Below are 26,045 nucleotides of genomic sequence, written 5' to 3'. Positions count from 1 at the left end.
CTCGCTTGTCCCGTTGCTTACGCGCGCTCGCTCAGCCCGGCGCGGGCCATGGCCAGATGAAAGGCACTCAGGGCGCGGTCCAGGATCGCGTCCTCGTCCTGGTCAACGAGGCGGCGCCCGCGCATCAGGATCTGCCCGCCGACGATGGTCGTATCCACATCCGCCCCATTGGCGTAACGCGCAAGGCGCTGGACCGGATCGTGTGGCGGCCAGAGATGCGGCTGACGCATGTTCACGAGAATGATATCGGCGCGCTTGCCTGCCTCGAGCGAGCCGAGTTCATCCTCCATCATCAGCGCACGCGCGCCCCCGATCGTCGCCATCTCCAGCAGCTGCAGCGGCGGCAGCACCGCATCGTCTGCGAAATGACGCGCGTGGTAGCGATGGGCCTGAAACATGTTGCGAAACATGTCGAAGGACCGATCGGGCGCGGCTGCATCGGTACCGAGCGAAACCGTCACGCCATCCCCCATGAGCTCCGGCGCCGGGCAGCGGCCATAGAGCGACATCAACGCACTCGGATTGTGTGCAACTTTGGCATCCGTCCGCTGCAAAACCAGCCGGTCAGCCTCCGTCAAGTCGATGCAATGAGCAAGGAGAGAGCGCCCGTCAAAGAGGCCAAGGCGCGCATCGTTCGCGGCGATGGAGCCGTCCCGGTGACCGTCCTGCACCAGGAGCACCCCCTTTTCGCGCGCAAGATCGCGCACTTTGCATGCAATCCTATACACGGTCTCGTCGCGCAGTTCTTGCTCATCGAAAACAGGCAGGGAAAAGACAACCCGCAGCCGGTCGCCGCGCCCGGCCCAGGCATCGACCAATTCCGTGGCCACCTCAATTTGCCGGTCCGGGGATACGACGATGTCGTTGTGGGACGTCGGCGTGTACTGACGATAGACATGTGCCTGCCCGGGCCGGTTCGGACCGATCGCCAAGATCTCGCGCACGCCCATGGCGGCAACCGAGGTGAGATGCGCCTCGGCCGCCTCCGCAGCCTCGCTGCGCATGATATCCGGGCCGCCGCCGAACAGCAGCGCCGCAGTCGTCGTGCCGCACTTGATCCTTTCCGCAGCCGACAGCGCCGCTTCGGCCGCCCAGAATTCAGGATCGGTCGCTGTCGCGTAAATGCGGCCTGTTACCTCCATCCAATCCTCCACCTCGCTGCCAAGCCCTTTGGTCAACATGTGCCCGGCATGGGCGTGGGTATCGATCAATCCTGGCATTGCGACCATGCCCGAGGCATCAATGCGCTCAGCCTGCCATTCTCCGGCAAAGCTTCCCTCGCCGATGCTGGAGATGCGTCCGTCCTCGACAAGAACGTGGCCGCGCTCAAGAACGCGTCGGCCGGCGTCCATCGTCAGGACCGTGGCGTTTTCAATCAGCAGTGCATTCTTCATCGAATTTTCCCTCTCCGGCTGTCGATCTGGCGTCATTTTTCGCCAAGAGCGGCCAAAAACCGCTTTTCACCATCTTGATATTGTTCACATCAGATGTACACTATTTTTGGGAACATTCGTATCCAATAGAACAGATAATATGTATACGTTAAACGGGAGAAACCAGTGAAGACCTCTATCAAGACCCTTTTGGCGGGGATCGCCCTTCTGGCGCCGCTATCCGCCCCCGCCTTCGCCGAAACACTGCGCTGGGCCTCGTCCGGCGATGTGATTTCCTACGACCCCAATGCGCAGGTCGACAGCTTTACCCAGAGCGTTCATCACATGGTCTTTGACCCTCTGGTGCGCCGGAACAAGGAACTGAAGCTGGAACCGGCGCTCGCCACGTCCTGGGAGGTGGTCGAGCCCACCCGCTGGCGCTTCAAGCTGCGCCAGGGCGTGAAGTTTCATGAGGGTCAAGCTTTCAATGCCGACGACGTCGTGGCGACGATCCAGCGCCAGATCGATCCCGGCGCGCGCAACCGCGAGAACCTTTCCACTGTTGTCGGCGTCGAGAAGGTAGATGAGTATACCGTCGACCTCATCCTGCGCGCACCGTACCCACTGCTCCTCAACGATCTCGCGGCCATCTACATCATGAGCAAGCCCTGGATGGCGGAGCATGACGCGCTGAAGCCGGGTAACGCTTCGACCGGGGTCGTCACCTATGCCAGCAACCATGCCAACGGAACCGGTGCCTTCAAGCTGAAGGCCTACGAACCGGATTCGCGCTCCGTCTTCGAAGTGAACAAGGACTGGTGGGACAAGCCGCAACACAATCTGGACGAGGTCGAATTCCGCCCGATCGCCTCCGACGCGACCCGCGTCGCAGCACTGCTGTCGGGTGAAGTCGACATGATTGCGCCCGTGCCGCTACAGGACGTCGACCGGATCGCTGCCACCGATGGGCTGAAGGTCGTCGAAAATCCGTCGCTGCGCACCATCTTCTTCGTCTTCAGCTACCGGCCGGAACTGCATGCAACGCCGGGCCAGCCCAATCCGCTGCGCGATGTGCGCGTGCGCCAGGCCCTGTGGCACGCGATCGATGGCAAAACCATCCAGAAACGCCTGATGCGTGGCAAGTCGCGCACCGCCGGCATGCTGGTCGCGCCCGCCGTGACCGGTTACGACGAGGATATCGACGTGCCGCTGCCTTATGACGTCGCCAAGGCCAAGGCACTGCTGGCCGAGGCCGGTTATCCGGACGGCTTCAAAACGGGTCTCGCCTGCCCCAATGACCGCTATATCGCCGACGAGCAGATCTGCCTTGCGGTCGCCTCCATGTGGGCACAGATCGGCGTCCAGGCCAATGTGAACGTCGAGAGCAAGACGACCTACTTCCCGCGGACCGACAAGGGCGAGTTCGATGTCTACCTCCTCGGTTGGGCTTCGCTGCCGCCGATGGACGGGTTCAGCCCTCTGCAGGCGCTGCTTGCGACCAATGACGGCACATTCGGCGGCAGCAATGCCGACGGCCTCTCCAATCCCGACATCGACAAGCTGGCCTATGCCGCTGCAGGCGAACTTGACGAGACCAAGCGCGTCGAGACGCTGAAGGAGGCCTTCCGCATCACCCATGACCAGGTGCTCTACCTGCCGCTGCACCAGCAGCCGGTCGCCTGGGCGATGAGCAGCAAGGTCGACATGCCGCAGTTCCCGGACGAGTACGTGCGTCCGTGGTTTGCGCAGATCAAGAAGTAATCGGGATTCTCCCAGGATCCAGTCCCGGCAAGCGAAGGCAAGCCGGGACTGGACCCAAACCGGGCTAACCCCTCCATCGCCGGCGACGGCACGGAGGACACGGGAGCGCACAAACCCGGTTTTTGCCTTCGGGCAAGATCGCTCCCGGCAAGGACTATCCGATGATCAGACTTTTTTCAGTCAGGTTGCTTCAGGCCATCCTCGTGATGGTCGCGGTCACCGCCATCGCCTTCGTCATGTTCCGCTTCGTCGGCGATCCCGTCGCCTCGATGGTGCGCGAGGGTGCGACCCAGGCGGAAAAGGATGCCGTGCGCGTTGCTCTTGGCCTCGACAAGCCGGTAGCAATGCAGTTCGCAAATTTCGTTGGCCAGGTGCTGACGGGCGATCTCGGCACGAGCTATCGCTACCAGCAGCCCGTGACGACCCTGTTGCTCAGTCGCCTCCCCGCCACGCTGGAGCTCGTGATCGTCGCCACCGTGCTGGCGCTCTCGCTCGGCATTCCGCTCGGCGTGCTCTGCGCGCTGAAGCCGAACGCCTTCCTTTCGCGGCTGACCCAGTCGGCGACGCTCGTCGGCATTTCCATGCCCACCTTCGTCACCGGCCTGCTGCTGATCCTGATATTCGCAGTGAACTTGCGCTGGCTGCCATCCTCCGGGCGCGGCGATCTCGTCGATATCGGCCTCTGGGAGACCGGCTTCCTGTCGCTTTCGGGCCTGAAGTCGCTGATCCTGCCGTCGATCACGTTGGCGCTCTTCCAGCTCACGCTGATCATGCGGCTGGTGCGCTCGGAGATGATCGACGTCCTGTCGTCGGACTACATCCGCTTCGCTTTCGCCCGCGGCCTGCCACGGCCGTACATCTATGGGCGGCTCGCCCTGCGCAATGCGCTGATGCCGGTCGTCACCGTCACGGGCCTGCAGATCGGCCAGCTCATCGCCTTCGCGATCGTCACGGAGACGGTGTTCCAGTGGCCGGGCATGGGCCTGCTTTTCACCAACGCCGTCGGCTATCCCGACGTGCCGGTGTTGGCTGCCTATCTTCTCTTCGTCGGCTTCCTGTTCGTGATGATCAACATGATCGTCGACATTCTCTACACCTTCATCGATCCGCGCCTGAGGACACGATAATGGCCACGCAATCCTTGATGCGCCGGCTTCCGCCGGTTTCCGTGATGATCGCCAGCCTGGTGCTTCTCATCATGCTGATCCTCGTCATCTTCGCGCCGCTGATCGCGCCGATGGACCCACGCGACGTCGCCTCCTATTCGCTGATGGATATGGAAATTCCGCCTGCCTTCATGGAGGGCGGTGATCCCCGCTTCCTGCTCGGAACCGACAACCAGGGCCGCGACCTCGTCTCGGTCATCCTCTTCGGGCTCAGGATCTCCGTCGTCATCGGCCTCGGCGCGGTGATCTTTGCGGCCGTCCTCGGCGTTGTGTTCGGCCTCGTTGCCGGCTTCTTCGGCGGCATGGTCGACAGTATCGTGATGCGCGTCGCCGACATCTTTGTCAGCTTCCCGACCATCCTTGTGGCACTGCTGATCAGCGGCATCGCCCGCGCGCAGCTGAGCGCCGAGACGATGCTTGCCTGGGCACCGCTGGTGCTGATCTTCTCCATCGCCATCAACGAATGGGTGCAATATGCGCGAACGGTGCGCGCCTCGACCATGGTGGAGATCGCACGCGACTATGTGCGCGCTGCCAAGGTCATCGGCCTGCCGGCGCCCCGCATCATGGGCCGCCACATCCTGCCGAACATCATGAGCTCGGTGATGGTCATCGCCACGATCAACCTTGCGGGCGCGATCCTGACGGAGGCAACCCTCTCCTTTCTCGGCGCAGGCATGCCGCCGACCTACCCCTCGCTCGGTACGCTGATCCGCATCGGCAACCAGTTCCTGTTCTCCGGTCTCTGGTGGATCGCAGTGATGCCCGCGACGGTGCTGGTTATCCTCGTGCTCGCCGTCAACGTGATCGGCGACTATCTGCGCGACCATTTCAACCCGAAACTGATGGCCCGATGAGATGACCGACACAACGCGCCCCGTCCTCGACATCCGCAATCTTCGCGTCGAATATCCGCTGGCCAACGGCAACACGCTTGTCGCCGTCAAGGACATCGATCTCATGATCCGTCCCGGAGAGATCCACGCCCTCGTCGGCGAATCCGGCGCCGGCAAGACCACTGTCGGCAACGCGCTGATGGGTCTCTTGCAGGCTCCCGGCAAGATCGCTGCCGGCTCGATCGTCATTGCCGGCAAGGAGATCAACTTACGCACCGGCCGCACGGAAGGCATCGTGCCCGGTCGCGATGTCGGCGCGATATTCCAGGATCCCATGACGAGCCTCAACCCACTCTTTACGGTGGAAAGCCAGCTCTGCGAGGGCATGCTCACCCACCTGAAGCTCTCTTCCAGAGAGGCGAAGGCCCGCGCCCTGGACTTGATGAAGGCCGTCGGCATTCCGGAGCCTGAACGCCGGCTCGGCAGCTACCCGCACCAGCTTTCCGGCGGGCAGCGCCAGCGCGTGGTCATCGCCACAGCACTCGCCTGCAATCCGCAGCTTATCGTCGCCGATGAGCCGACGACGGCGCTCGACGTCTCGGTGCAGGCGCAGATCCTAAAGCTCATCCGCGATCTTGCCGATGAACGCGGCGTCGGCGTGCTGCTCGTCACGCACAATATGGGCGTCGTCGCCGAGATCGCTGATCGCGTCACCATCATGCAAAACGGCGCGGTCGTGGAAAGCGGTTCGACGCGCGAGGTACTGACGGCGCCGAAGGCACCCTATGCCCGCACGCTGATTGGGGCCGTGCCGCCCATCGATGTACGCCTCGAGCGCCTACCGGTGCCGAGCGAGGAAACGCAGGTAGCGCTTGACGCCCGCGCCTCCGTGCGCCGCAAGAATGCAAAGAGCGAGACCGGCAATCGCGACGACATGGTGCTTTCTGTACGCGACCTTGCCGTGGAGTATGGAGCGCGTTCGTTGTTCCGCAAGGCGTCGGTTTTCAAGGCAGTCAAGGGCGTCTCGTTCGATGTTCGGCGCGGCGAGATCTTCGGTCTCGTCGGTGAATCCGGTTGCGGCAAGACCACCGTTGCCAACACCATCGCCGGTCTCGTCACCCAAAGCGGTGGCTCGATCAATTTCCAGGGCACAGCGCTCGGGGGCCGGCGCGAAAAGTCGGTGCGCCAATCCCTGCAGATGGTGTTTCAGGATCCCTACTCGGCGCTGAACCCGCGCCTGCGCATCAACGCCGCCATTGCCGAGCCGATCCTGTTCTACAAGCTCGCCTCCAGCGCCGATGAAGCCCGGCAGGACGCAAAGACGCTGCTCGAAGCGGTCGGCCTTCCCGCGGACGCCGGCACGCGCTTCGCGCACGCCTTTTCCGGCGGCCAGCGCCAGCGCATCGCTATTGCCCGGGCACTCGGGCCGCGCCCGTCACTGCTCATTTGCGATGAGCCGACCTCGGCGCTCGACGTTTCGGTGCAGGCACAGCTCCTCAACCTCCTGAAGGACCTGCGCGACCTCGCCGGCCTCTCCATGCTGTTCATCAGCCACGACCTCGCCGTGATCCGTCAAATGTGCGACCGCGTCGCCGTGATGAAGGCGGGGGAGATCGTCGAGCTCGCCGATACCGAGACCCTCTTCACCGCCCCGAAACACGAATACACGCGCGAGCTTCTCCGCCTTGCTCCATCGGTCGAGCGCATTCTGGGGCGGGAACTGGCTTCGGCGTAGGCGTGGAGGACAAAAAACCGATACCGACCGCCCTGCATCCCGCCGGCCGAAGCCAACGGGATCGGGGACCTATCGCGGACATCCTCTTCAGCCTGCCGCTACCCGGCGTCAGCTGACGGCTTTTGGCGGCTTGCCCATAACGAACGTTTGACGCGCCACCGCGCAAGTGCCTCCGGGCCACAAAAACAAGAAGAAGACGTAAAGGAAACACCCGACCATGTCCAAATCAACCCAGCCCACGACGGGCCGACAATGGATGCTGCTCATTCTCGTGGTGCTGGTCGCTGTCAATCTGCGGCCATTTCTAACGGCACCGGGACCGGTGCTATCTGAAATCGTCGCCGATACCGGCATGGGCTATGGCAGCCTGGCTTTGCTGACCCTGCTGCCAATGATGCTGATGGGCGTGGGCGCCTTCGTGTCGCCCTCGCTGCAGGCCGTGATCGGCACGCGACGCGGCATTCTGATTGCCCTGCTTGTACTTTCGGCCGGCTCCATGCTGCGGCTCGTCGCACCGGGAGGCACAGCGTTGGTCATGACCGCTGCCCTCTGCGGCGCCGGCGTCGCTTTCATCCAGGCGGCCTTTCCGGGCATCATCAAGGCAGAGTTTCCTCGGAGCATAGCGGTGGTCACCGGCCTCTATTCCGCGATCCTGATGGGCGGCGGGGCGTTGGGCGCGCGGCTGACGCCATTGCTCGTCAGTCACGGTTACGGGTGGCGCCCGGCGCTCGCCTGGCTTGCGGCCCCTGCCCTTGTCGCGTTCGCCGCCGCATGTCTCATTCTATCGGACTCGCGCAGCAACCGTCCCAACAGGGCACTTACCGGCCAGCTGTTACGACGGCCCCGCACGTGGACGCTTATTCTCGCCTTCGGCCTGGTCAACGCCGGCTACTCCTCCGCCGTCGCCTGGCTCGCCTCCTATTACCAGTCTCTCGGCTGGAGCAGCGAGGATAGCGGCAATCTCGTGGCGCTGATGGCGATCTGTCAGGCAGTTGGCGCCCTCGGTCTGCCGGTCCTGGCCCGCCGCAGCATCGACCGCCGCGCGTTCCTGCGCCTGACATTGGCGATGCAGGCGATCGGTTTTGCCGGTCTTGCCTTCCTGCCCCAAGCGGCGCCCGCGATCTGGGTCAGCCTGTGCGGCGCCGGTCTCGGCAGCAGCTTCTCGTTGGCGATCGTCACGGCACTCGATCATCTGCCGCGACCGGAGGAGGCCGGCGTTCTGGTGGCGTTGATGCAAGGCGGCGGCTTCCTGATTGCATCCCTCGGCCCTTTCGCCACCGCATTTCTGCACGACGTCAGCGGCAGCTTCGCGCCCGGCTGGACGCTGCACCTTGCCTGCGTCGCCAGCGTGTTCTTCCTCTACATGCGCTTCAATCCGTCGCGCTACGCGCAAGCCATGCAGGCGCCAGTCTGAGCGACGTGTTTGCTTTGAACAGGACGTGGCCTTTTGGCCTCGTCTCCAACCGCTTGAGATAAAACTCGGGCCGCGGGCAGCCGGACGATAAGCGATGTCGTGCCCCATCGGTTGGCGACAAGCCGTGGTCTTTTCGGAAATGTCGTCGAGCGTGCCTGCCTGTCCGAAATAGCAAATCACTGGACATCTCGCCATTTTGTATGCAATTCGAGGAGACAATTGCTACGAATTGGAGTGACCAGAATGGCAAACAAAGAGAGCGATGGAGGCGGCGGCCGCGCTCAGGCCGTTCATCGCGTATTGAAGCGCGCAATCCTCGACCAGGCGCTGTCTCCGGGATCGAAGCTGCCGGAAGACTCGATCGGCGAAAGGCTGGGCGTCAGCCGAACGCTCGTGCGCGAAGCGCTGGTTCGTCTCAGCCAGGAGGGGTTGGTAGAACTGCGCCCGAACAAGGGAGCGATGGTTGCGCGCCCGACGCTTGAAGAAGGGCGCAATCTGTTCCTGACGCGAATGGCACTGGAGCGTCTTGTGGTAGAGACGCTTTCGGGCAAATTGACGCGTGAGCAGATCGGCGTGCTCTCCGCGCATATTTCTGCGGAGGAGGCAGCAAAGAAGGAACGCGCTCCGTCCATCCGTTTGGCGGGCGAATTCCATACCCTGTTGGCGCAGATGACGAACAACACCAGCCTCATCCGCTATGTGAACGAACTGGTCGCCCGAAGCTCCCTGATCCTTGCGCTCTATGGTCGGCCGCATTCTTCGGAATGCGCCGTATCGGAGCACCAGGAGCTTCTGGACAAATTGATCGCCGGCAAGACCGACGAGGCGGCAGCCCTCATGGCCCATCACCTCGATTCGGTTACGACACGTGCCCTGCTTCCCGCGGATGGGGACAGAAACATCAAGGAAGTGCTCTCGGCCTATGCAGTGGCAGAGGGCCTCGCCTAGAACGCCGTGCGTTCATAAGACCGCACCAAGGACGCTCTAGCACTTTGATTCTAGAGCATCTTTCCGTCTCACGTGGCCCCACTTGAGAGCGGGATGCTCTAGCCGAAACGAGAGGTGCGAGCGGCCCCTATCCGGTTGCGCGACAGTACGGCACGCGAGCCATTTCTTGGATAGCATCTGCCCGGTTCACGGTACTTCGACGTTCGGCAAGGCACGGTCAATGGCCGGTTCGCGATGCCGAACATCGTTTTCGTTGCGTGTAGACGCCGTCAGGCCTGACCAACCGCGCCCGACACCAAACGCCCCTTATGGAAGGTCGCGCTTCGGGCCGGCACGCGAGCGACTGCTTCGGCCGAGCAGCTCGCCCCGACGAGCGTGAACGACGCTTCATCGCCAACATTTGGCCAGGCGCGTTTGCCCTGGTCGTCGAGGGGCAGGACGCCGCCAGTGGCAATCGACATGGCCCGTGACAGACGGAATTCGTCCGAGCCGCGATAAAGCTGCGCGTAGAGATACGCCTTTTCCAGCATGTCGCCGCTGCCAAACGGCGACCAGTGGTCGATGACGCTGTCGGTTCCGGTCATCACGAAAACGCCCTTCTGGGAGAGCTGCGGCAAGGGCATCATCAGGCCGCCGATCGGAACCGTCGAGGCGATCGATATTTTTTGCTCCGCCATGCGCGCAGCCGTCTCCTCCAGGACCTCCGGAGCAAGCGTGGTCAGCGCGAAAGCGTGGCTGATCGTTACCTTGCCGCGGAGAGCCGGATTCTTCTCGACCGTATCGATCATGTAATTCACCGCCGCGACACCGGCCGGGCTGGTTTCGTGCAGATGGATGTCCACCCCTTTGCCGGTGTCCAGGGCAATCTGGAACATGGCGTCGAGCGATTTTTCCATGGCGCCGTCGACGTTCGTCGGATCCAGGCCGCCGACATATTGAACGCCCATCTGCATCGCTTCGCGCATCAGGCCGTCGACCTTGGAGTGCAGCAGGCCGTGCTGGGGGAAAGCGACGATTTCGCATACGAAATCATCGCGATGGTTTTCCAGCGCCCGCTGCAGGTGTTCAAGGCTTTTAAGGCCACTGACCGGGTCGATGTTGCAATGGCTGCGCGCAACGGTACTTCCCTTGGATTGCAACAGGGCGATCAGACCCTCCGCGCGCTCTTGCGAGGTCGGCAGCAATTGAGGGAGCAGCTTTTCCTCGAGCGCAATCATGTCCATGATGGTTTTGCCCTGACGCGGTCGCGGCGCCTGCCAAGGACCACCATAGAACGTCTTGTCCAGATGGATGTGCATATCGCGCAACGTCGGCAGCAACAGGTGCCCATGGGCCTCATAGCGTGGCACGCCTTCGGGCAGGACAGCATTTTCCGGGTGCAAGGCGACGATTGCGCCGTCGCGGATCTCCAAGGCATAAAGTGCCGTGCGTGTGGCGACGACGATGTCGGTGTCATACTCAAACCCATCTTCCAACCGCACGCCGGTCAAAAGATAGTGGCGATCTGTGAATGCCTCGGTACGTGCTTCGCTGGCGTCGGCTGCGGTATTCGCCGATGCCTCGCGAACCACGCCACCAGACAAGCCAGCGACAGCGCACGCAGTGGTCAGCATCCCCGTGCGGCTGAGAAATGTCCTGCGGCTTTGCGGTAGCGTCTGTTCCAACATCGGTGCCTCATTTGGATTGAGTTAGAGCCGTCAATCTACCGAACGGCATCGCCGCATGGCAGCGACATTTACCAATGATGACCATTCGATTTGCCAATGCACGCGCGCCGCATCGCGGCAATCACCAATGACAAAGAGGTGGAGACGCGTTCATCGATGTCTCACCGCCGCAAGTCACAGTACTCAATAAGGCGTTCCGCCAGCGCGAGTGCAGCCGGACTGGCATTGTCGCGGTAGAAAAGGGCCAGCTCAAAATCATCGACTGATGGCAGCCCCTCGGCAGCACCCAGTACGCGGTGCGAAGGCAGCCGACAGCTGGCGGGCAGCAGACTGATGCCAAGACCGGCGGCGGAAGCAGCGGCAAGTGCTGCCAGACTGGCGCTGCTGTAGCTGATACGCCAGCGAACACCGAGACTGTCCAGCGCCTGACACAGCTCCTCGCGGTAGAGGCCGTTGAGTGGAAACACGGCCAACGGCACTGGCGACTGCTCAATCGCCGGACGCACGAGACTGTCCAGCCACAGCAGTGGTTCCGGCCTTGCCGCACGCGGCACTTGCTTGCGGCGTTGCTTGACGAGGATCAGGTCGAGCTCTCCCTCGCGATAGGCAAGCTGCAGATCGGCGCTCAACCCGCTGGTGACATCGAGCCGCAGGTGGGGATGCTGGCCGTTGAACGATGCCAGCAGATCGACCGTCGGTACCGTGAAGTCCTCCGGCATTCCCAACCGGAGCACTCCATCGCGCCAGGGGCCGGCCAAGGCGTCATGCGCCTCCTCGTTCAGCGCGATGATCCGACGGGCATAGCTCAACAGCTTGACGCCCTCTTCCGTCAGTTGCACCAGATGGGATGAGCGTTCGAAAAGCGCTTTCCCCAGCATCTCCTCGAGCCGGCGAATCTGTTGACTGACGGTTGACTGGGATAGGTTCACCCGTTCGGCAGCGCGGGTGAAGCTGTTGCTTTCGCAAATGGCCACGAAGCTGAGCAGCAGCTGCGGATTGAACATAGGGTAGCGGCTCATTCGTCCTCCAAATGCGCAGGAGCAGGGTGTTGGCGAGGATAGGGACCGCCAACAGATCGCCCACACGAGGCGGCCGGCAGACAGTGCGAACCCGGCCAGTTGGCCCGCTCCTGCCGCCGGGCATCGCAGACACTCACTTCACGCCGAAGACCGCCTCGTCGCCACTGAGGGACACGAAACCGTTCGCTGTCAGAACCGACGGCATGCTGGCGCCGACACATCCCACTCCGTCCTCGTAGAGGCAAGGGGTAACGTGGAAGCACATGCCCTCTTCAAGAATGGCATGGTGATCCCGGCGGATGGCCATGACATTGTCCTCGCCCCAGCCGGGCGGGAAAGATCCACCGATGCTGTAGGCTGGCCGGGTAACCAGCCACTCGGCAAAGCCGCGCCGTTCGATGACACTCTCGAACACCCGCGCCGCTTCATGGGATGTCATTCCGGGCCGAACCCGGGCAAAGCCTTCATCGAGCGCTTCCTTGCAAACGTCGAACAGGCGCAGGACCCGATCGGACGGCTTGCCGATCGAGTAGAAGCGGAAGATCGGCGTATGATAGTCGAAGACGGAGGCGGCCGGCTCGATATTGACAAGTTCGCCGCGGGAAATCGGCGCGCCGCACCAGGTGACATGCGCCCGGGCCGAACGTGGACCGGCGCACACATTCGGCATCTTGGCAGGGCGATGGCTGCCGCTGGCGAGCATGCTGTCGCTGACGACCATGGCAAGCTCGGTGTCGGTCATTCCTTCCCTGAGTGCGGCAAAACCATCGTGACAGGATTTTGCGGCAATATGGCCGGCCTGGCGCAGGAGGTCTATTTCGGCAGCACTCTTGATGCGGCGCAGGTGCTCGACAAGCCCGGACGCGTTGACGACCGCATCATCCTTCGGCCGTACGAAGCCGCTGATCGCCGTCTGGATCGTTCCGTACTCGACCGCGATCACCGCCTTGCCGGGCGCAAAATCCGCAAGTGTGCGGCCAAGCACCGCGGTGTAGTCCTGCCCATCGGGAACACCGACACCCTCGTCAGCCCAGATTTTTCCCTTCAGCGCGCGAATGTTGCTGAGCTCCGTCAGGCGCATCACCCAGAGCGCCTTGCCGTCTGAGCGCACGATCAGCGACGTGGCACCGTATGCGAGGGAACCGAAGCCGGTGAGGTAATACATGTTCTCGGTCGAGTTCAGCACGCAGGCGTCGATGCCGCGCTCGGCCATGAGCTTTCGCAAGGCGTCGCGGCGGGCAAGGTATTCTTCAGGTTGGAAGGGCAAACGGTCGAAGTCGGTCGACATGGTTTCTGCTCGCATTTTTAACGGGAAGATCGTGTGGAGAGCGGCTGTGAGCCGCTCTCCATTTGTCGCGTCAATCGCTCTTCTTGACATTCCAGAAGACCGGCACGTCCTGCGTCACCAGCACGTCGGAAACCTTGTCGGAGAAGGCGACGAAGGTTCGCCACTGACCGAGCGGAACGTGATGGCCGGTCTCGAAGGCGCGGGTGGAATACTCTGCAGCCACCGCCTTGCGGGCGTCTTGCCCGTCGGCAAGAGCGAACTTCAAACGCAGGTCCTCAAGCGCCTGGTCGCAAGGCCAACCGAAGATGCCCTTCTCGCACGCGCCCGAGAAGGTGATGCTCCAGACCGGGTTGGAGACCACCTGGCCGCCCACATAGGAATGCAGCAGGTTCCAGCCGCCCTTGTCGGCCGGTTCCTTGGAATTGCGCCGCTTCAGCACCGTGGCCCAGTCCATGGCCTGGACGTCGACGTTCAGGCCGATATCGCGCAGCGCCTGCACGGTCACGACCGTCTCCGGATGCACGATGCTCTCGTCCGTCGGATCGAGAATGACGATCGGCTTGGAAAAATCCCACCCCGCCTCCTCAAAGAGTGCCTTGGCTTTTGCCGGATCGGGAGCTTTCAGCGCCTCGAGCCCGGCCTCGGTTTCCATGGGGCTGCCGCAGATGAAGAAGGAGGCGCAGGTGCGATAGTAGTCCGGATTGCCATTGACCGCCTGGAGATAGGCCTGCTGGTTCGTCAGGTAGAACATCGCCTGCCGGGCCTTCGCATGGTCGAAAGGCGGCTGCGTGTGGTTGAAGAACAGCGTGCCCTGCGTTCCGGTCTCGTTGATGACCTTGGTCTTCAGGTTACCGGCCGCCTCGATGACGGGCAGCAGGTCGAGCGAGGGGTTCTGCCAGAAGTCGATCTCTCCGCTCATCAGCGCCGAAAGCGCCGTCTGCTGGTCCTTGATGATGTCCCATTCCACGGTATCGAACTGCGCGACCTTGCCGCCCGCAAGGCCGCTCGCCGGCTCCGGCCTCGGCACATAGTCTGCAAACTTCTCGTAGACCACCTTGCTGCCGGGCACCCACTTGTCCTTGGCAAACTTGTAGGGACCGGAGCCGATATACTCGCTGATTTCCTTGAAGGGATCGGTTTCGGCGATGCGCTTCGGCATCATAAAGGGGATGTTGGATGCCACTTTGCTCAGGGATTCGAGCACGATGCCGTAGGGTTGGTTGAACTCCAGTTCGAAGGTGCCGTCGTCGACGACGCGCATCTCCTTGAGCTGGCGCGCCATCAGTTGGCCGGCGGCGTCGCGTGCTTGCCAGCGCTTCAACGAAGCCACGCAATCCTCCGCCTTGACCGGCTGACCATCATGCCATTTCAGGCCTTCACGCAGCGTGAAGCGATATGTCTTCTTGTCCTCCGACAGCTTCATATCCGCGACCATTTGCGGCTTCGGCACGAAATGCTCGTCGAGCGCATAGAGCGTGTCGTAGATCATGAAGCCGTGCATCTTCACGATATCGGCGGTAGACCCCATCGGGTCGAGAACCTGGAGGTCGGCGCTCGGCACAACCTTCAATGTGGTCTCGGCAAGGGCGACCCCCATACCGGACAGGAGGACAGCGGAAGCCAGCAAGGCCCGCAAGGACGCTTTCGTATGATTGAACATGGTCATTCCCCTTTGGTGTTGTCTGTCGTCAGGCCGAAACGGTCTCTTCTGCTCGGCCCGGTATCGATGCGAGGAGCTCGCGGGTATACGGATGGGCCGGTGCCGCAAAGACGGAAGCCACGGTGCCTTCCTCAACAACCTCGCCGCGGTGCATCACGATCAGCCGGTCGCAAATCTGCGCGGCGACGCGCAGGTCGTGGGTGATGAAGAGGATCGCCAGGTCGAGACGCTTCTGGATATCGTCGATGAGGCGCAGAACCTGCGCCTGCACCGAGACGTCTAGGGCCGAGACAGCTTCATCCGCGACGAGGATATCGGGCTCCATCGCAAGCGCCCGGGCAATCGAGATCCGCTGACGTTGGCCGCCCGAGAACTGGTGTGGAAAACGATCGACCGCATGCGGTTCCAGCCCAACGAGCTGCATCAGTTCACGCGCCCGTTCCAGAGCCTGCGCCCTGCTCTGGCCGAAATTCATCGGCCCCTCGATGATCGACTGGCCGACGGTGCGTCTCGGGTTGAGCGATCGGTAAGGATCTTGGAACACCATCTGCAGACGCTGGCGGAAGGCCCGGCCGTCCCTGCCGCCCGAAAGGGTGACCTTGCCGGAAGACGGTTCGATCAGCTGGGTAATGCAGCGGGCGAGCGTCGATTTTCCCGAACCGGATTCGCCGATGATACCGAGCGTTTCGCCGCGACGTACGCACAGCGAAGCGCCTTGAAGCGCATGCACCGTCCGCCGGTCGCGAAAGAGGCCGCCGCTGTGATAGGTCTTTGCGAGCCCGTCTACCTTGATGGCAACCTCGCCGGTCACGACGTGGTCCTTGCGCTTCGGCTCCAAGGTCGGCACGGCGGCAATCAACATGCGGGTGTAGTCGGAGGTTGGCTGATCGAGCACCCGATCCGTCAGACCCTGCTCGACGATCTTGCCTGCCTTCATGACAACCACGCGGTCGGCGATCTCCCTGACGACGCCGATATCGTGGGTGATGAACAGCACTCCCATGTCGCGTTCGCGCTGCAGATCGCGGATCTGCTTCAGGATCTGAGCCTGCGTCGTCACATCGAGCGCGGTCGTCGGTTCGTCGGCGATCAACAGCTTCGGTCCCAGAATGAGCGCTGCCGCGATCAGCACGCGCTGGCGCTGCCCGCCCGAAAGCTGGTGCGGAAAGGCATGATACATCCGCTCCGGATCCGGTAAGTTGACCTCCTTCATCGCCGCGATGACCCGATTGAAGCGGTCCTTGCCGGAAAGCCTGAGATGGGTGCGCAGCACCTCGTCGATCTGCTTGCCGACGGCTTGAACGGGGTTCAGGGCGGTCATCGGTTCCTGGAAGATCATGCCTATTCCGCGACCGCGCAAATCCCGCATCTCGGCAGGCGCTGCCCTGGTGATGTCCCTGCCCTCAAACAGGATGCGGCCGGCGGGCTTGGGAAACACCTTCGGAAGCAGCCCCATGATCGACTGGGCAGTGACGGACTTTCCGGAGCCGGATTCGCCGACGACGCAGACGATCTCGCCGGCGGCGACAGAAAAGGACACGTGATCGACCGCAAAACCGCGGTCGCCACCGCCCGGTAGCGGTATGGCAAGGTCCTGAACCTCGATGACAGGTGGCGTTTTCATCAGCATCACTCTCACATCCGTTTTGCAATGCGCGGGTCGAGCGTGTCGCGCAGACCGTCCCCGAGCAGATTGATGCCAAGCACCGTGAGCGCCAGAAAAAGGCTCGGCAGGAAAACGAGCCGCGGTGCCACCTGGAAGAAGGTGCGCCCTTCGGAGATCATGTTGCCCCAGCTCGGGATTTCCGGCGGCAGGCCAGTGCCGAGGAAGCTCAGGCCGGCTTCGATCAGGATGGCCGAGGCACAGATGTAGGTGCCCAGCACCATGAGAGGCGCGTAGGTGGTCGGCAGAATGTGACGCACGAGGATCTTCGGCGTCGAGGTGCCGACGGAAATGGCAGCCTCGACAAAAGGCTCCTCGCGCACCGTCAGCACGACGCTGCGCACCAGCCGCACCACGCGCGGAATTTCAGGGATCGTGAGCGCGACGACGACCGTTCCGATGCTGGCGCGGGTAAGCGAGACGAGTGCAATGGCGAGCAGGAAGGTTGGTATCGCCATCAGCCCGTCCATGACGCGCATGACGATGGCATCGACCCAGCGGAAATATCCCGTCACCAAACCGACGGTAACACCGATGAGAAGCGCTGCCGTCGCGACGCAGAGGCCGATCAGGATGGAGCTGCGCGCGCCGTAGACGGCCCGGCTGTAGACGTCGCGGCCGAAGAGGTCGGTACCGAACCAGGCAAGTTCCGACGGCGGCTTCAGCCGCATGCCGGGATCGATGCGGGTCGGATCGACCGTTCCAAGAAGCGGTGCCGCCATCGCCATAAGGACGATCGCCAGGACCAGGAACCCGCCCACAACAACGGACGGATGGGAAAGGAATGCCGGAAGGTGGCGTTTCGCCCGCGCCGGCGCGGCTGAGGGGGAAGCAAGGCTGTTCATCAGAAACGCACCCTTGGATCGAGGAAGGCGTAGCCGATGTCGATCGCCAGATTGACGAGGACTAGACACCGGAAAACATGAGGATGACGCCCTGGATCACGGGATAGTCCCGCTTGAGGATCGCATCGACGACGAGGCGGCCGACGCCCGGTATGTTGAACACGGTCTCTATGACCACGACGCCGCTGATCAGCAGGGCGACACCGATGCCGATCACCGTCAGAATGGGGATCGCCGCATTGCGCAGCGCATGCCGGGTGACCACGAGGCGCTCTTTTACGCCTTTGGCGCGCGCCGTGCGAATGAAGTCCTCACCCATCATCTCCAGCACGCTGGCGCGTGTGATGCGCGCGATCAGCACCAGATAGGCGAGCCCCAGCGTCACCGTTGGCAAGGCGATCGATGAGAGAAACGGACCGATGCCGTCGCTGATACTGGCAAAACCCTGCACCGGCAAAATACGCAGTTGCAACGAGAACACGTAGATCAGGCAGTAGCCGAGCACGAAAACGGGAACCGAGAAGCCAAGCACGGAGACAAGCATCAAGCCCCGGTCGAGCCAGCTCCCGGCTGTGGCGCCGGCTATCGTGCCGAGCGGCACGGCGATCAGGATGGCGAAGACGAGGGTTGTGACGGCAAGCGAAGCCGTCGGCTCCAGGCGTTGCAAAATCAGATCGGCAACCGGGATGTTCGAGAAGATCGAAATCCCGAGGTCGCCCTGCAGCAGAGAACCCGCCCAGATGAAGAACTGCGTCACCAGCGGCTGATCCAAACCGAGAGACGAGCGGATCCTCTCGATGGTCGCAGCATCCGCATTGTCGCCCGCGATCACGATCGCCGGGTCGCCGGGACTGAGCCGCAGAAGCAGAAAGACGACGATGGAAACGACGAGGATGACGGGCACGAGGCCAAGCACCCTTCTTGCGACGAAGCTTAGCATACAACTCCTCCTAGATTGAATGCATTCTTCTTATTATGTTGTATACAATTTGCATACATTGATCAAAAAGTAAAGTGTTTTTCTGCTGAAACCAGCCGGAGGCCTCCCTGAATCATCGACAGATCCGCCAATCCCAATGGGAGAAGATTTACTCAAGTATGCATTTACTTCAATTTTTGTATACGATTTATGGGGGATCGAGCCTTAACAGCAGATGGGCGACTCTCCCAAGCTCGAAAGTGGCAACAACCTGCACAGCAGTTTTGGAACCAAGCCTGCAGAAGCACCTTCGAGGTTCTCACGCGTGTCATCACGCGGATGGCCGACCTTGCGCCTTGGCCAACCGGCGCGATGTCGAACAGGTCATCGTTGACGCAGTGGCCGCGCGGCTACGGCCGATGGGGTCCGCGTTTTCCTATCGCGCGCGCTACAGCAAACAGGCTGTTACCCTTGACGAGGGGGATCGGCGGCGGTTTCGGCGCATCAGCAGTACCGGCTTGTGGATGGACCAGGTATTCTGCCCGAACTGCGGGACCATCATCTACATGGAAGCCGAGGTCATCGAAGATAAGATCGTTGTTTCCGTCGGCTGTTTTGGCGAGCCAGATTTCCGTGCACCGGCCTCGATCTTCTGGTCGAGACGGCGCCATGACTGGTATCAACCGGATGAAGAGATCAACCTCATCGATTAGCGGCAAACTGGGCGGTGCGGCACACCTGCCGCCCAGCTCATCGCTTTGAAGAATGCGCACGGTATGGGCGACGGAGCGAACGCTCAAGGCGATCGGCTCCGGGTCGCCTTCCGCGCCCCGTGCCTGACGCACCGGAACGAGCACCGCCACGTCGTCAGCGAACCCTGGCCGCGCAGCGAAGGGATTACGGCATCAAACGCATCCTCGGCCGGATGTGAGCGTTTGCAGTCCCTATTGCTCCGTGGCCGCCTTCAGCACGCCTTTCTGCAACTCCGCCTCATCGGCAAGAATGGCGGCCGCCTCGTCCAGCAGGACGTCTTTTGCGTTCTTGCGCGCATTCTCAATGGCAATGTCTGCACTCAGGCTACGCTCGGCTGCATTGAGGCCATCATCGTCACGCGTATCTTCGCCATCGCTTGTCTGTGCTCGTGACTTCAGTCGATCTTCACGCGCGGTCAATTCCTTGCGACGTTCGGCTTCGTTGAGGGAGATAACCCCTTTCTCACGCTGGGCTTTTAGCTCTGCGATGTCCTTTAACAGGCGTTGGAAGTCCGGATCGCTCTCAACCCGCGCATCATGGCGGCTCTGCAGCGTCGGCAGCAGCGTCTTTATCGTGTCGGCGGGCGCATAGTTGGCCGGCTTGATCTTTGCCCACGGCAGGGCATTGTCATAGCTGGTCTCGCCAAACCTTGTCGGATCGGAAAGTCCCGGCAAGCTGATATCCGGCGTCACGCCGCGCAGCTGTGTCGTACCGCCGTCGATCCGGAAAAACTGGGCGATCGTCACTTTCAGCTGACCGAATTCGGGTTTGCTGTTACGAACCAGTTGGTCGAGGTCCACGACCGTTTGAACGGTGCCCTTACCGAAACTGGGTTCGCCAACAATCACGCCGCGGCCGTAGTCCTGGATTGCCGCGGCAAAAATCTCCGAAGCCGATGCCGACCCGCGGTTGATCAGGACACCCACAGGCCCCGTCCAGACAGGAGCCGGGAAATCCGCGCGGGTAACCGCGACCTTGCCGTCGCTACCGCGTTGCTGAAGGACTGGGCCCTTGCCGATGAACAGCCCGGTCAAATCGATCGCCTCGTCCAGTGAGCCGCCGCCATTGTTGCGCACGTCGATGAGAACGCCATCGACTTCTTCTCGGCTCAGCTCGCCGAGAAGCTTTGCGACATCGCGGCTCGCACTTCTGAAATCCTTGTCGCCTTTGCGCCGAGCCTCAAAATCCTCATAGAATGCAGGCAGGGTGATCACCCCGATCTTGCGCGTGGCTTCGCCTGCTTTCACAGACAGCACGGTCTTCTGGGCAGCCTGCTTTTCGAGGCTGATTTTTTCGCGCACCAAGGTAACAACACGATGGGGGGAATCTGGTCCGGCATCCGCCGGCAGGATATCCAAGCGTACGACGGACCCTTCCTTGCCTCGTATCAATTGCACGACTTCATCAAGGCGCGTGCCAACCACTTCCTTTATCGCCCCATCCTTACCTTGGCCAATGCCGGTGATGCGATCTCCGACCGAGAGCTTGCCGGACAATTGCGCCGGCCCGCCGGGCACAAGCTCACGGATCGTCGTGTAGTCGTCGCGTTCCTGCAGAACCGCACCGATACCAATCAGGGAAAGCTTCATCGCGATATTGAAATCGGCCGAAGCGGTCGCGCCGAAATAGTCGGTGTGCGGATCGACCGATGTTGTGTAGGCGTCCATGAACAACTGGAAAACGTCATCGCTCTTGTACTTGCGGGCGCGATCGATAGCGTTCGCATATCGCTTGTCGAGCGTTTCGCGAATAGCCGCGTCGGACTTGCCGCCCAGTTTCAGCCGCAACCAGTCGCTTTTGACGCGCTTGCGCCAAAGCTCGTTGGTCTCGGCTTCCATCTGTGGCCAGGGCGCCTTCTCGCGCAGCACCGAATAGGTTTCCTGCGCACCGAAATCGAAATCCTGCTGAAGCAAGCTGCGTGCGTAGTTCATGCGGTCGACAACGCGCTTGCCATATGCGTTGAAGATCTCGAACGGGACGTTCAAATCCTTCCGTTTGATGGCGTCGTCGATTTCACTGCGGTCAGACATGAACCTGTCGATGTCAGCTTGCAGGAAGAGCACGCGGTCCGGATCAAGCGATTTGATGTAACGATCCATGATTTTCGCCGACAAGGCATCGTCGAGCGGAACGGGCTTGTAGCTGAAACGCGTGAGGAATTTTGCACTGAGCTGAGCGGCCTGCGCCTGCTGCTTCAGCGGCTCCAAAACGGGCGGTAAGGCGACTTCAGCATAGGCGGAATGCGCGATTGCAAGAAATGCACCAAGGAGGAGGTATGATATGCGCATTCAGCGGTGATCCAATTCTTAATGCCAAGCGGCGATACCAATCTAGGTGAAGCAATTATGGTTTTTTGGCAACCGGGTGGATCATACACGCATCCAACGATCTTCGGCTCAAGGAGCTTGACGCAAACCTGCTTGCGCCCTTTGCGGTCATTGAGATCGGGAAGATTTCGGATCGCCACGCCTTAGTTGCTGCCAGCGTCCGGGCCTCGTCGGCTTCGATGAGTCGCGAATAACCAACAATGTCGACGGCAAGAAATGTAACCAGCCGCCGTTCCGCGCGAACTGCTTCTGCGCGAAAAATCACGAGAGACAATGGGTCGTGCAAAGTTTGAGTTGACCGTTTTCGATGGCGAGGCGAGACTTGCAACCTGTAGCAAGGCAGGAGGAAAACGATGGCCGAACCAGACCCCTGGCGCCACATGGCAAGCGCGCCGAAAGACGGCAGTCGGATCCTCGTCACGATCCGCCCGTCCGAACAGGGGGCGGCAGAAGTTGACCTCGCATATTGGTCGAACGGTGATCAGTTTGGTGCAGAAGGCTGGCGCGCCTCTGATTCCTCGCCCGGCCGCATCGTCGAGTACGCCGAGCCGGAATTGAAGTGTTGGATGCCGATGCCCTCGGCCAGCCTCAATCGCACCTCGATGCCCTCACCCTGGGAAGGCGACGACGAGCAGGAGCTCGACGGCTCAGGGATTTAGGAACTCGCGCCGGTCGGGGCGCCTAAGACGGTGGCGTGCATCTGGTACGCGCTGCACTCGGTGCAGTAAGCGCTCTTGTCATCAGCACATAAGGAAGGTGAGCGCCGTGGGCCGATGTTTTCGCTTCCGCCGCTGAAGAAGATGAATATGGCCTCGTAGCGCCCAGATCGAAGCGCGATCACGAAGACCTCAATCGGACCGGCCCGTTCGATCGCTACTGCCGGACCCTGTGCCTGAAGAAGCTATCCGGATTACAGCGCCGGCCTCGACTCTACGTATGGAGGTCTGCGGGCAAAGCGCGATTGATCCGCATCGGTGCGGAACCGATCTCCGTCGCCGTATCAAGCATCCACCGGCTCGTGCTGCCTTCCTCGGCTGCGACCTGTGTGAAGCCCAGCTTCGCATAGTGGTCGCGCACCATGGCGTTGCGGTCCGTTGGTCGATAGATACCGACGAGCGTGCGAATCCCGGCCTCGCACGCTTGCCGCAGGATTTCGCGCAGCACCATTTGCTCGGCCCGTCGCCCCAGCACCCGACAGCTCATCAGCCAGGTATCGATTTCCCAGGTCGCCTCCGGCAGCGTTCGGCAAATGACCACGCTGATCATCCCGTTGTCGCCGAACCGGTCGGCGAGACGGACCTGCAACGTCGTGCACGACGGATCGTTCTCGATCGCCGCCACCTCGGCCTCGGTATAGCGCCGGGTGGTCAAGTTGAACTGATTGGACTTGTTGATCAACTGCGCGATCCGTGATCGCCCGGTGCGATCGAACGGCCTGAAAGTGATCTCCATCTCGAGCGAGGCGAGGTAGGAATCGATGTCGCCCGCCCGCTCCTGCAGTTCCACACGATGGGCATTGCCCTCGTAGTAAGCGGCGCGCCGGCGATCCTCGTCCGAGAAGATCGTCGCCTCGAAATACCCGGCAGCCGCCAGCGTACGTGCAAACAGGGCCGGATCGTCAGGCAGTTCAGGGACTGCCACCTGCGGCAGGATCTGCCGCACCAGCCCCCGCTCGGCGGGATTGTCGTCCAGCAATACCATTGATTCAAGCCCAAGCGACAGGGCCCCAGCGATCGCCTTGATGTTCGTCGCCTTGTCGTCCCAGTTCGCCTGGAAGACGGCGATCTGCTCCTCGCGGATCAGCATTTCCGGGTGCTCGCGAAAGACGCGCCTCGCCACCTCGTCGGTGTTCTTGGACGATACGGCCAGCACGATGCCGCGCTCGCGCAAGGCGAGTGCCAGGCACTGCACGCTTCGATACGCCTCGCCCACGGCGTCGCCCTCGGCGAGCATGATCCCGTGCAGGCTGTCGTCGCCAACGACGCCGCCCCAGAGCGTGTTGTCGAGGTCGAGAACAAGACAACGCCGGGCCTTGCCCCGCATCGCCGCCAGGAGCCGTGCGACATGGTCGGCATAGAAAGGAACGCAGCCGTCGGCGAACGGCAACTTCGCAAGGTTCCAATGGCTTGGCGAATGCCAGTTGGCAAGGCCGACCGTTTCGGCAATGGCAGCGACGTCAAGTAGTATGTCGGTCGTGCCTTCGAGGCCCGCTAGAAGACGCCGGTTGAACCCGTCGATGAAATGGCGCGGCGTACCTGGCAAGGAGCGATCCAGGCTGCCAAACAACGCCTCGACGGGCGGCGCCAACGTCTGCAGGATGCAAATCGCTCCACTGGCAGAGATTCCGTCGCGAATCCGGTTCAGCAAGCTGATAGCTTCCTCTATGTTTGCGGCTGCGGCAGCTGCGTTTCCAGGCGAGCGAGCAAAGGGAAATGCGCGATAGTCTAGGGCAAGGAGCACGACATCGCACCGCGCCGCATTCATGCGCGAAGCGGGATCGAGCGCTTCCTGGATGAACATCCCGTAGTCAGCCGTGACACATTCGAGCAGGATCCCGTGCCGGGCAGCGGCGACAGCGAGAGCGTTTATCGCCAGATCGATGGTGCCGTTCGCAAGTATGCCGAGCTTTACGGGGGTCAATGGTGACAGCAGGCGGTTCTGCCCCTGCAGGGCGCGGATGACGCGGGCCAGCCGCGCCGCCTGGTTTGCGTCCAGAGCAAACGAAGCGAGGTGTTGGATCTCGGCACCCGACGCGCTGCCCGCGAGGCGCCGGCACATATCCTTGAACTCGGCGGGTGGCCGAGGCAGCCAAGCGAGGTCCAGAAAAAGGTCGCAACTCACGTTCAGCTCCTGGTGCAATCTCTTCAAGTCATGCGTTTGATCAGTGCGGCAAGATCGCCGACCTTGCCAAGGGAGGCGATCTGGCTGGCCGAGAAGTGCACGTTGAAGGCGCGTTCGACACTCAGCATGAGCTGCACGTTCATCATGCTGTCCCAGCCTTCGACATCCCTCGCCGTGAGTTCCGAGGTAACGAGCAGACTGTCGTCGTCGAATACATCCCGGAAGATCGTCTCCAGCCGCTCATAGATTTCTTCCATTATCTCGACACTCCCTAGAACTGAAAATACAGGAACTCGGTTGGCGCGGCCGACAGCGCGCGCGTGACCGCGAGAAAGCCGATCAGCCCGGTAACGACGGCAAACGCCGGCGTCGGTTGCCAGGCGAATATTCTGCCAACCAGGTGCTGCTTGTGTTCAAGCCACGTCGCCGGCCGCACTGCACCGAGACCTGTCTCGTAACGGCGTAACCACTCCTGGACGTTTGGAAGGAACCAAACGATCGCCAAGAGCAGGACTTGCACCTGCACCGCATCCCAATCCAGCAGTTCCGAAGAGCGCAAGCCGAGGCCGTTAAAGCCGGCCATGCAGCGCAAGAGGTGTAGCGCCGTCGCAAGGTCGGCAGACCGGAAGAACACGAGCCCGACCATGACGCATCCCATCGTCACCAGAACCGAGGGGATCACGTGGATCGGCCGATCGCTGTCGACGCGCCACCGCCAGCGCATCTTGAGCATCCGCCAACCGTGATTGACCGTGAGAAACAGCCCGTGCGCCAAACCGAAAGCCACGAATTGCCAGCCGGCGCCGTGCCACGAGCCGATGATGACCATCGCTAGAATGGTTGGCGAGGCGAGAAGGACGAGGAAGGCTGCAAGGCTGGTCTTGCCGCGCCGCAGGCCCGGCCTGCCGCTCGCGACCCAGCGTCTCGTCAGGCACAGGCTCAAGGGATTGTAGATATAGGCGGTGACGAACCGTGTCAGGGTCATGTGCCAACGCGACCAGAAGTCGATGATGTTGCGCGCCTTGAACGGCGAATCGAAGTTGAACGGCAAACGGATGCCGAACAGCATGCCGAGGCCGATCGCCATGTCCGAGTAACCGGAAAAGTCGAAGTACATCTGCAGCGTGTAGGAGAGCGCTCCGCTCCAAGCTTCGAGCATCTGCAACGCGTCACCGTTGTTGGCGGCCATGAAGACCGGGTTTGCCCAAAGCGCCATGGTGTCGGCGATAATCACCTTCTTGAAAAGGCCAACGACAAAGATCGTGCCGCCGAGTGCCAGCATGCGCGATTGGGGCCTGAAGATCCGCGCGTCGTCAAACTGCGGCATCATCTCCTTATGATGAGTGATAGGCCCGGCGATCAGTTGCGGAAAGAAAGTGATGAACAGGCAATAGTTGGTAAAGCTCTGCTCCTCCGCGACACCCTCATAGGCATCACAAAGAAAGGCGATTTGCTGAAATGTGTAGAACGAGATCGCCAGGGGGAGAAGAATAGCTGGAACAGGCAGACCCAGATCGAGCATGCTGTCGATCGTGACCACGAAAAAGCCTGCATATTTGTAGTAGCCGAGCAGAAGCAGGTTCAGAGCGATGCCGGCGATGAGGAGGCTCCTCACCTTTCGTCGAGCAAGCACAACGCCGATTGCGTAATTGACAACGATGGACGCCAACAGCAGTGGCACGTAGGTCACGTTCCACCAGCCATAGAAGACGATCGAAACAAGCGAGAGCCAGATCAGCGCGAGTTTGGGCCTACCCATACGCCCAAGAGCAAAAAAGCCGGTCAGTGCAATCGGTAACAGGCCGAGAAGGAATATGGCAGAGTTAAATA

Annotated in this window: 19 protein-coding genes and 1 pseudogene; 8 read left to right on the top strand and 12 right to left on the bottom strand. The window is 61.6% G+C overall.

Translation table 11 applies throughout. The annotated features are described in order from the left end of the window. Positions 1–17: 17 nt before the first annotated feature. Positions 18–1,394 (bottom strand): amidohydrolase family protein, encoded by a 1,377-nt coding sequence (locus BBX50_RS12760; protein ID WP_065775698.1) that lies wholly within the window; start codon positions 1,392–1,394, stop codon positions 18–20. A 165-nt stretch (positions 1,395–1,559) separates the two neighbouring features. On the opposite strand from BBX50_RS12760, the gene BBX50_RS12755 reads away from it, so the two are divergent. From BBX50_RS12755 to BBX50_RS12730, 6 genes are all read left to right on the top strand, one after another. Then, entirely contained in the window at positions 1,560–3,134 is a 1,575-nt protein-coding gene (locus tag BBX50_RS12755; protein WP_065775697.1) for an ABC transporter substrate-binding protein, read from the top strand. A 161-nt stretch (positions 3,135–3,295) separates the two neighbouring features. Beyond that, a complete protein-coding gene (locus BBX50_RS12750) occupies positions 3,296–4,261 on the top strand; it encodes an ABC transporter permease (protein ID WP_065775767.1) in 966 nt (321 codons plus the stop codon). Beyond that, positions 4,261–5,157: an ABC transporter permease gene (locus tag BBX50_RS12745; RefSeq protein WP_065775696.1), complete on the top strand. Its 897-nt coding sequence runs from the start codon at positions 4,261–4,263 to the stop codon at positions 5,155–5,157. The genes BBX50_RS12750 and BBX50_RS12745 overlap by 1 nt, the downstream gene beginning before the upstream one ends. A gap of 1 nt (position 5,158) precedes the next feature. Continuing rightward, a complete protein-coding gene (locus BBX50_RS12740) occupies positions 5,159–6,871 on the top strand; it encodes an ABC transporter ATP-binding protein (protein WP_065775695.1) in 1,713 nt (570 codons plus the stop codon). Positions 6,872–7,088: 217 nt separating this feature from the next. Further along, entirely contained in the window at positions 7,089–8,285 is a 1,197-nt protein-coding gene (locus BBX50_RS12735) for a cyanate transporter (protein ID WP_065775694.1), read from the top strand. Positions 8,286–8,528: 243 nt separating this feature from the next. Then, a complete protein-coding gene (locus BBX50_RS12730; protein WP_065775693.1) occupies positions 8,529–9,233 on the top strand; it encodes a GntR family transcriptional regulator in 705 nt (234 codons plus the stop codon). 269 nt (positions 9,234–9,502) lie between these two features. On the opposite strand, the gene BBX50_RS12725 is transcribed toward BBX50_RS12730, so the two are convergent. The 7 genes and pseudogenes from BBX50_RS12725 to BBX50_RS12695 all read right to left on the bottom strand — a co-directional run bounded on the left by BBX50_RS12725 (position 9,503) and on the right by BBX50_RS12695 (position 18,315). Continuing rightward, entirely contained in the window at positions 9,503–10,900 is a 1,398-nt protein-coding gene (locus BBX50_RS12725; protein ID WP_244513148.1) for an amidohydrolase family protein, read from the bottom strand. A gap of 161 nt (positions 10,901–11,061) precedes the next feature. Next, positions 11,062–11,919 (bottom strand): LysR family transcriptional regulator, encoded by an 858-nt coding sequence (locus tag BBX50_RS12720; RefSeq protein ID WP_065775692.1) that lies wholly within the window; start codon positions 11,917–11,919, stop codon positions 11,062–11,064. A gap of 133 nt (positions 11,920–12,052) precedes the next feature. Further along, a complete protein-coding gene (locus tag BBX50_RS12715; protein ID WP_083213659.1) occupies positions 12,053–13,207 on the bottom strand; it encodes a Xaa-Pro peptidase family protein in 1,155 nt (384 codons plus the stop codon). A 70-nt stretch (positions 13,208–13,277) separates the two neighbouring features. Next, positions 13,278–14,867, bottom strand: coding sequence for an ABC transporter substrate-binding protein (locus BBX50_RS12710; protein ID WP_065775690.1), 1,590 nt, complete (start codon positions 14,865–14,867; stop codon positions 13,278–13,280). A 28-nt stretch (positions 14,868–14,895) separates the two neighbouring features. Further along, positions 14,896–16,497 carry an ABC transporter ATP-binding protein gene (locus BBX50_RS12705; RefSeq protein WP_083213658.1) on the bottom strand — a complete coding sequence of 534 codons (1,602 nt, stop codon included), beginning with the start codon at positions 16,495–16,497 and terminating at the stop codon, positions 14,896–14,898. Positions 16,498–16,502: 5 nt separating this feature from the next. Next, on the bottom strand, positions 16,503–17,375 hold the full coding sequence (locus BBX50_RS12700) for an ABC transporter permease (protein ID WP_065775689.1): 873 nt from the start codon (positions 17,373–17,375) through the stop codon (positions 16,503–16,505). Next, positions 17,375–18,315: pseudogene (locus tag BBX50_RS12695) on the bottom strand (ABC transporter permease). The gene BBX50_RS12700 and the pseudogene BBX50_RS12695 overlap by 1 nt, the downstream one beginning before the upstream one ends. A 335-nt stretch (positions 18,316–18,650) precedes the next feature. On the opposite strand from BBX50_RS12695, the gene BBX50_RS12690 reads away from it, so the two are divergent. Next, positions 18,651–19,007, top strand: coding sequence for a GFA family protein (locus BBX50_RS12690; RefSeq protein ID WP_065775688.1), 357 nt, complete (start codon positions 18,651–18,653; stop codon positions 19,005–19,007). Positions 19,008–19,238: 231 nt separating this feature from the next. Here the strand turns inward: BBX50_RS12690 and BBX50_RS12685 are convergent, their stop codons facing one another. Next, entirely contained in the window at positions 19,239–21,335 is a 2,097-nt protein-coding gene (locus BBX50_RS12685) for a carboxy terminal-processing peptidase (protein WP_065775687.1), read from the bottom strand. A 392-nt stretch (positions 21,336–21,727) separates the two neighbouring features. Here BBX50_RS12685 and BBX50_RS12680 point away from each other — a divergent pair, with 392 nt between their 5' ends. Beyond that, positions 21,728–22,033 (top strand): hypothetical protein, encoded by a 306-nt coding sequence (locus BBX50_RS12680; protein ID WP_065775686.1) that lies wholly within the window; start codon positions 21,728–21,730, stop codon positions 22,031–22,033. Between the two features lie 271 nt (positions 22,034–22,304). Here BBX50_RS12680 and BBX50_RS12675 read toward each other — a convergent pair whose 3' ends face one another. Genes BBX50_RS12675 through BBX50_RS12665 form a run of 3 tightly spaced genes read right to left on the bottom strand, consistent with a single transcriptional unit; the run spans position 22,305 to position 25,974 of the window. Then, positions 22,305–24,215 (bottom strand): HAD-IIIC family phosphatase, encoded by a 1,911-nt coding sequence (locus BBX50_RS12675; RefSeq protein WP_244513147.1) that lies wholly within the window; start codon positions 24,213–24,215, stop codon positions 22,305–22,307. Between the two features lie 23 nt (positions 24,216–24,238). After that, on the bottom strand, positions 24,239–24,472 hold the full coding sequence (locus BBX50_RS12670) for an acyl carrier protein (protein WP_065775684.1): 234 nt from the start codon (positions 24,470–24,472) through the stop codon (positions 24,239–24,241). Positions 24,473–24,486: 14 nt separating this feature from the next. Next, entirely contained in the window at positions 24,487–25,974 is a 1,488-nt protein-coding gene (locus BBX50_RS12665) for an MBOAT family protein (RefSeq protein ID WP_201723479.1), read from the bottom strand. Positions 25,975–26,045: the final 71 nt, after the last annotated feature.

The sequence above is a fragment of the Ensifer sp. LC11 genome (genome assembly GCF_001695835.1).
Taxonomy (GTDB): domain Bacteria; phylum Pseudomonadota; class Alphaproteobacteria; order Rhizobiales; family Rhizobiaceae; genus Ensifer.
This window is presented reverse-complemented; position numbering and strand designations above follow the sequence as displayed.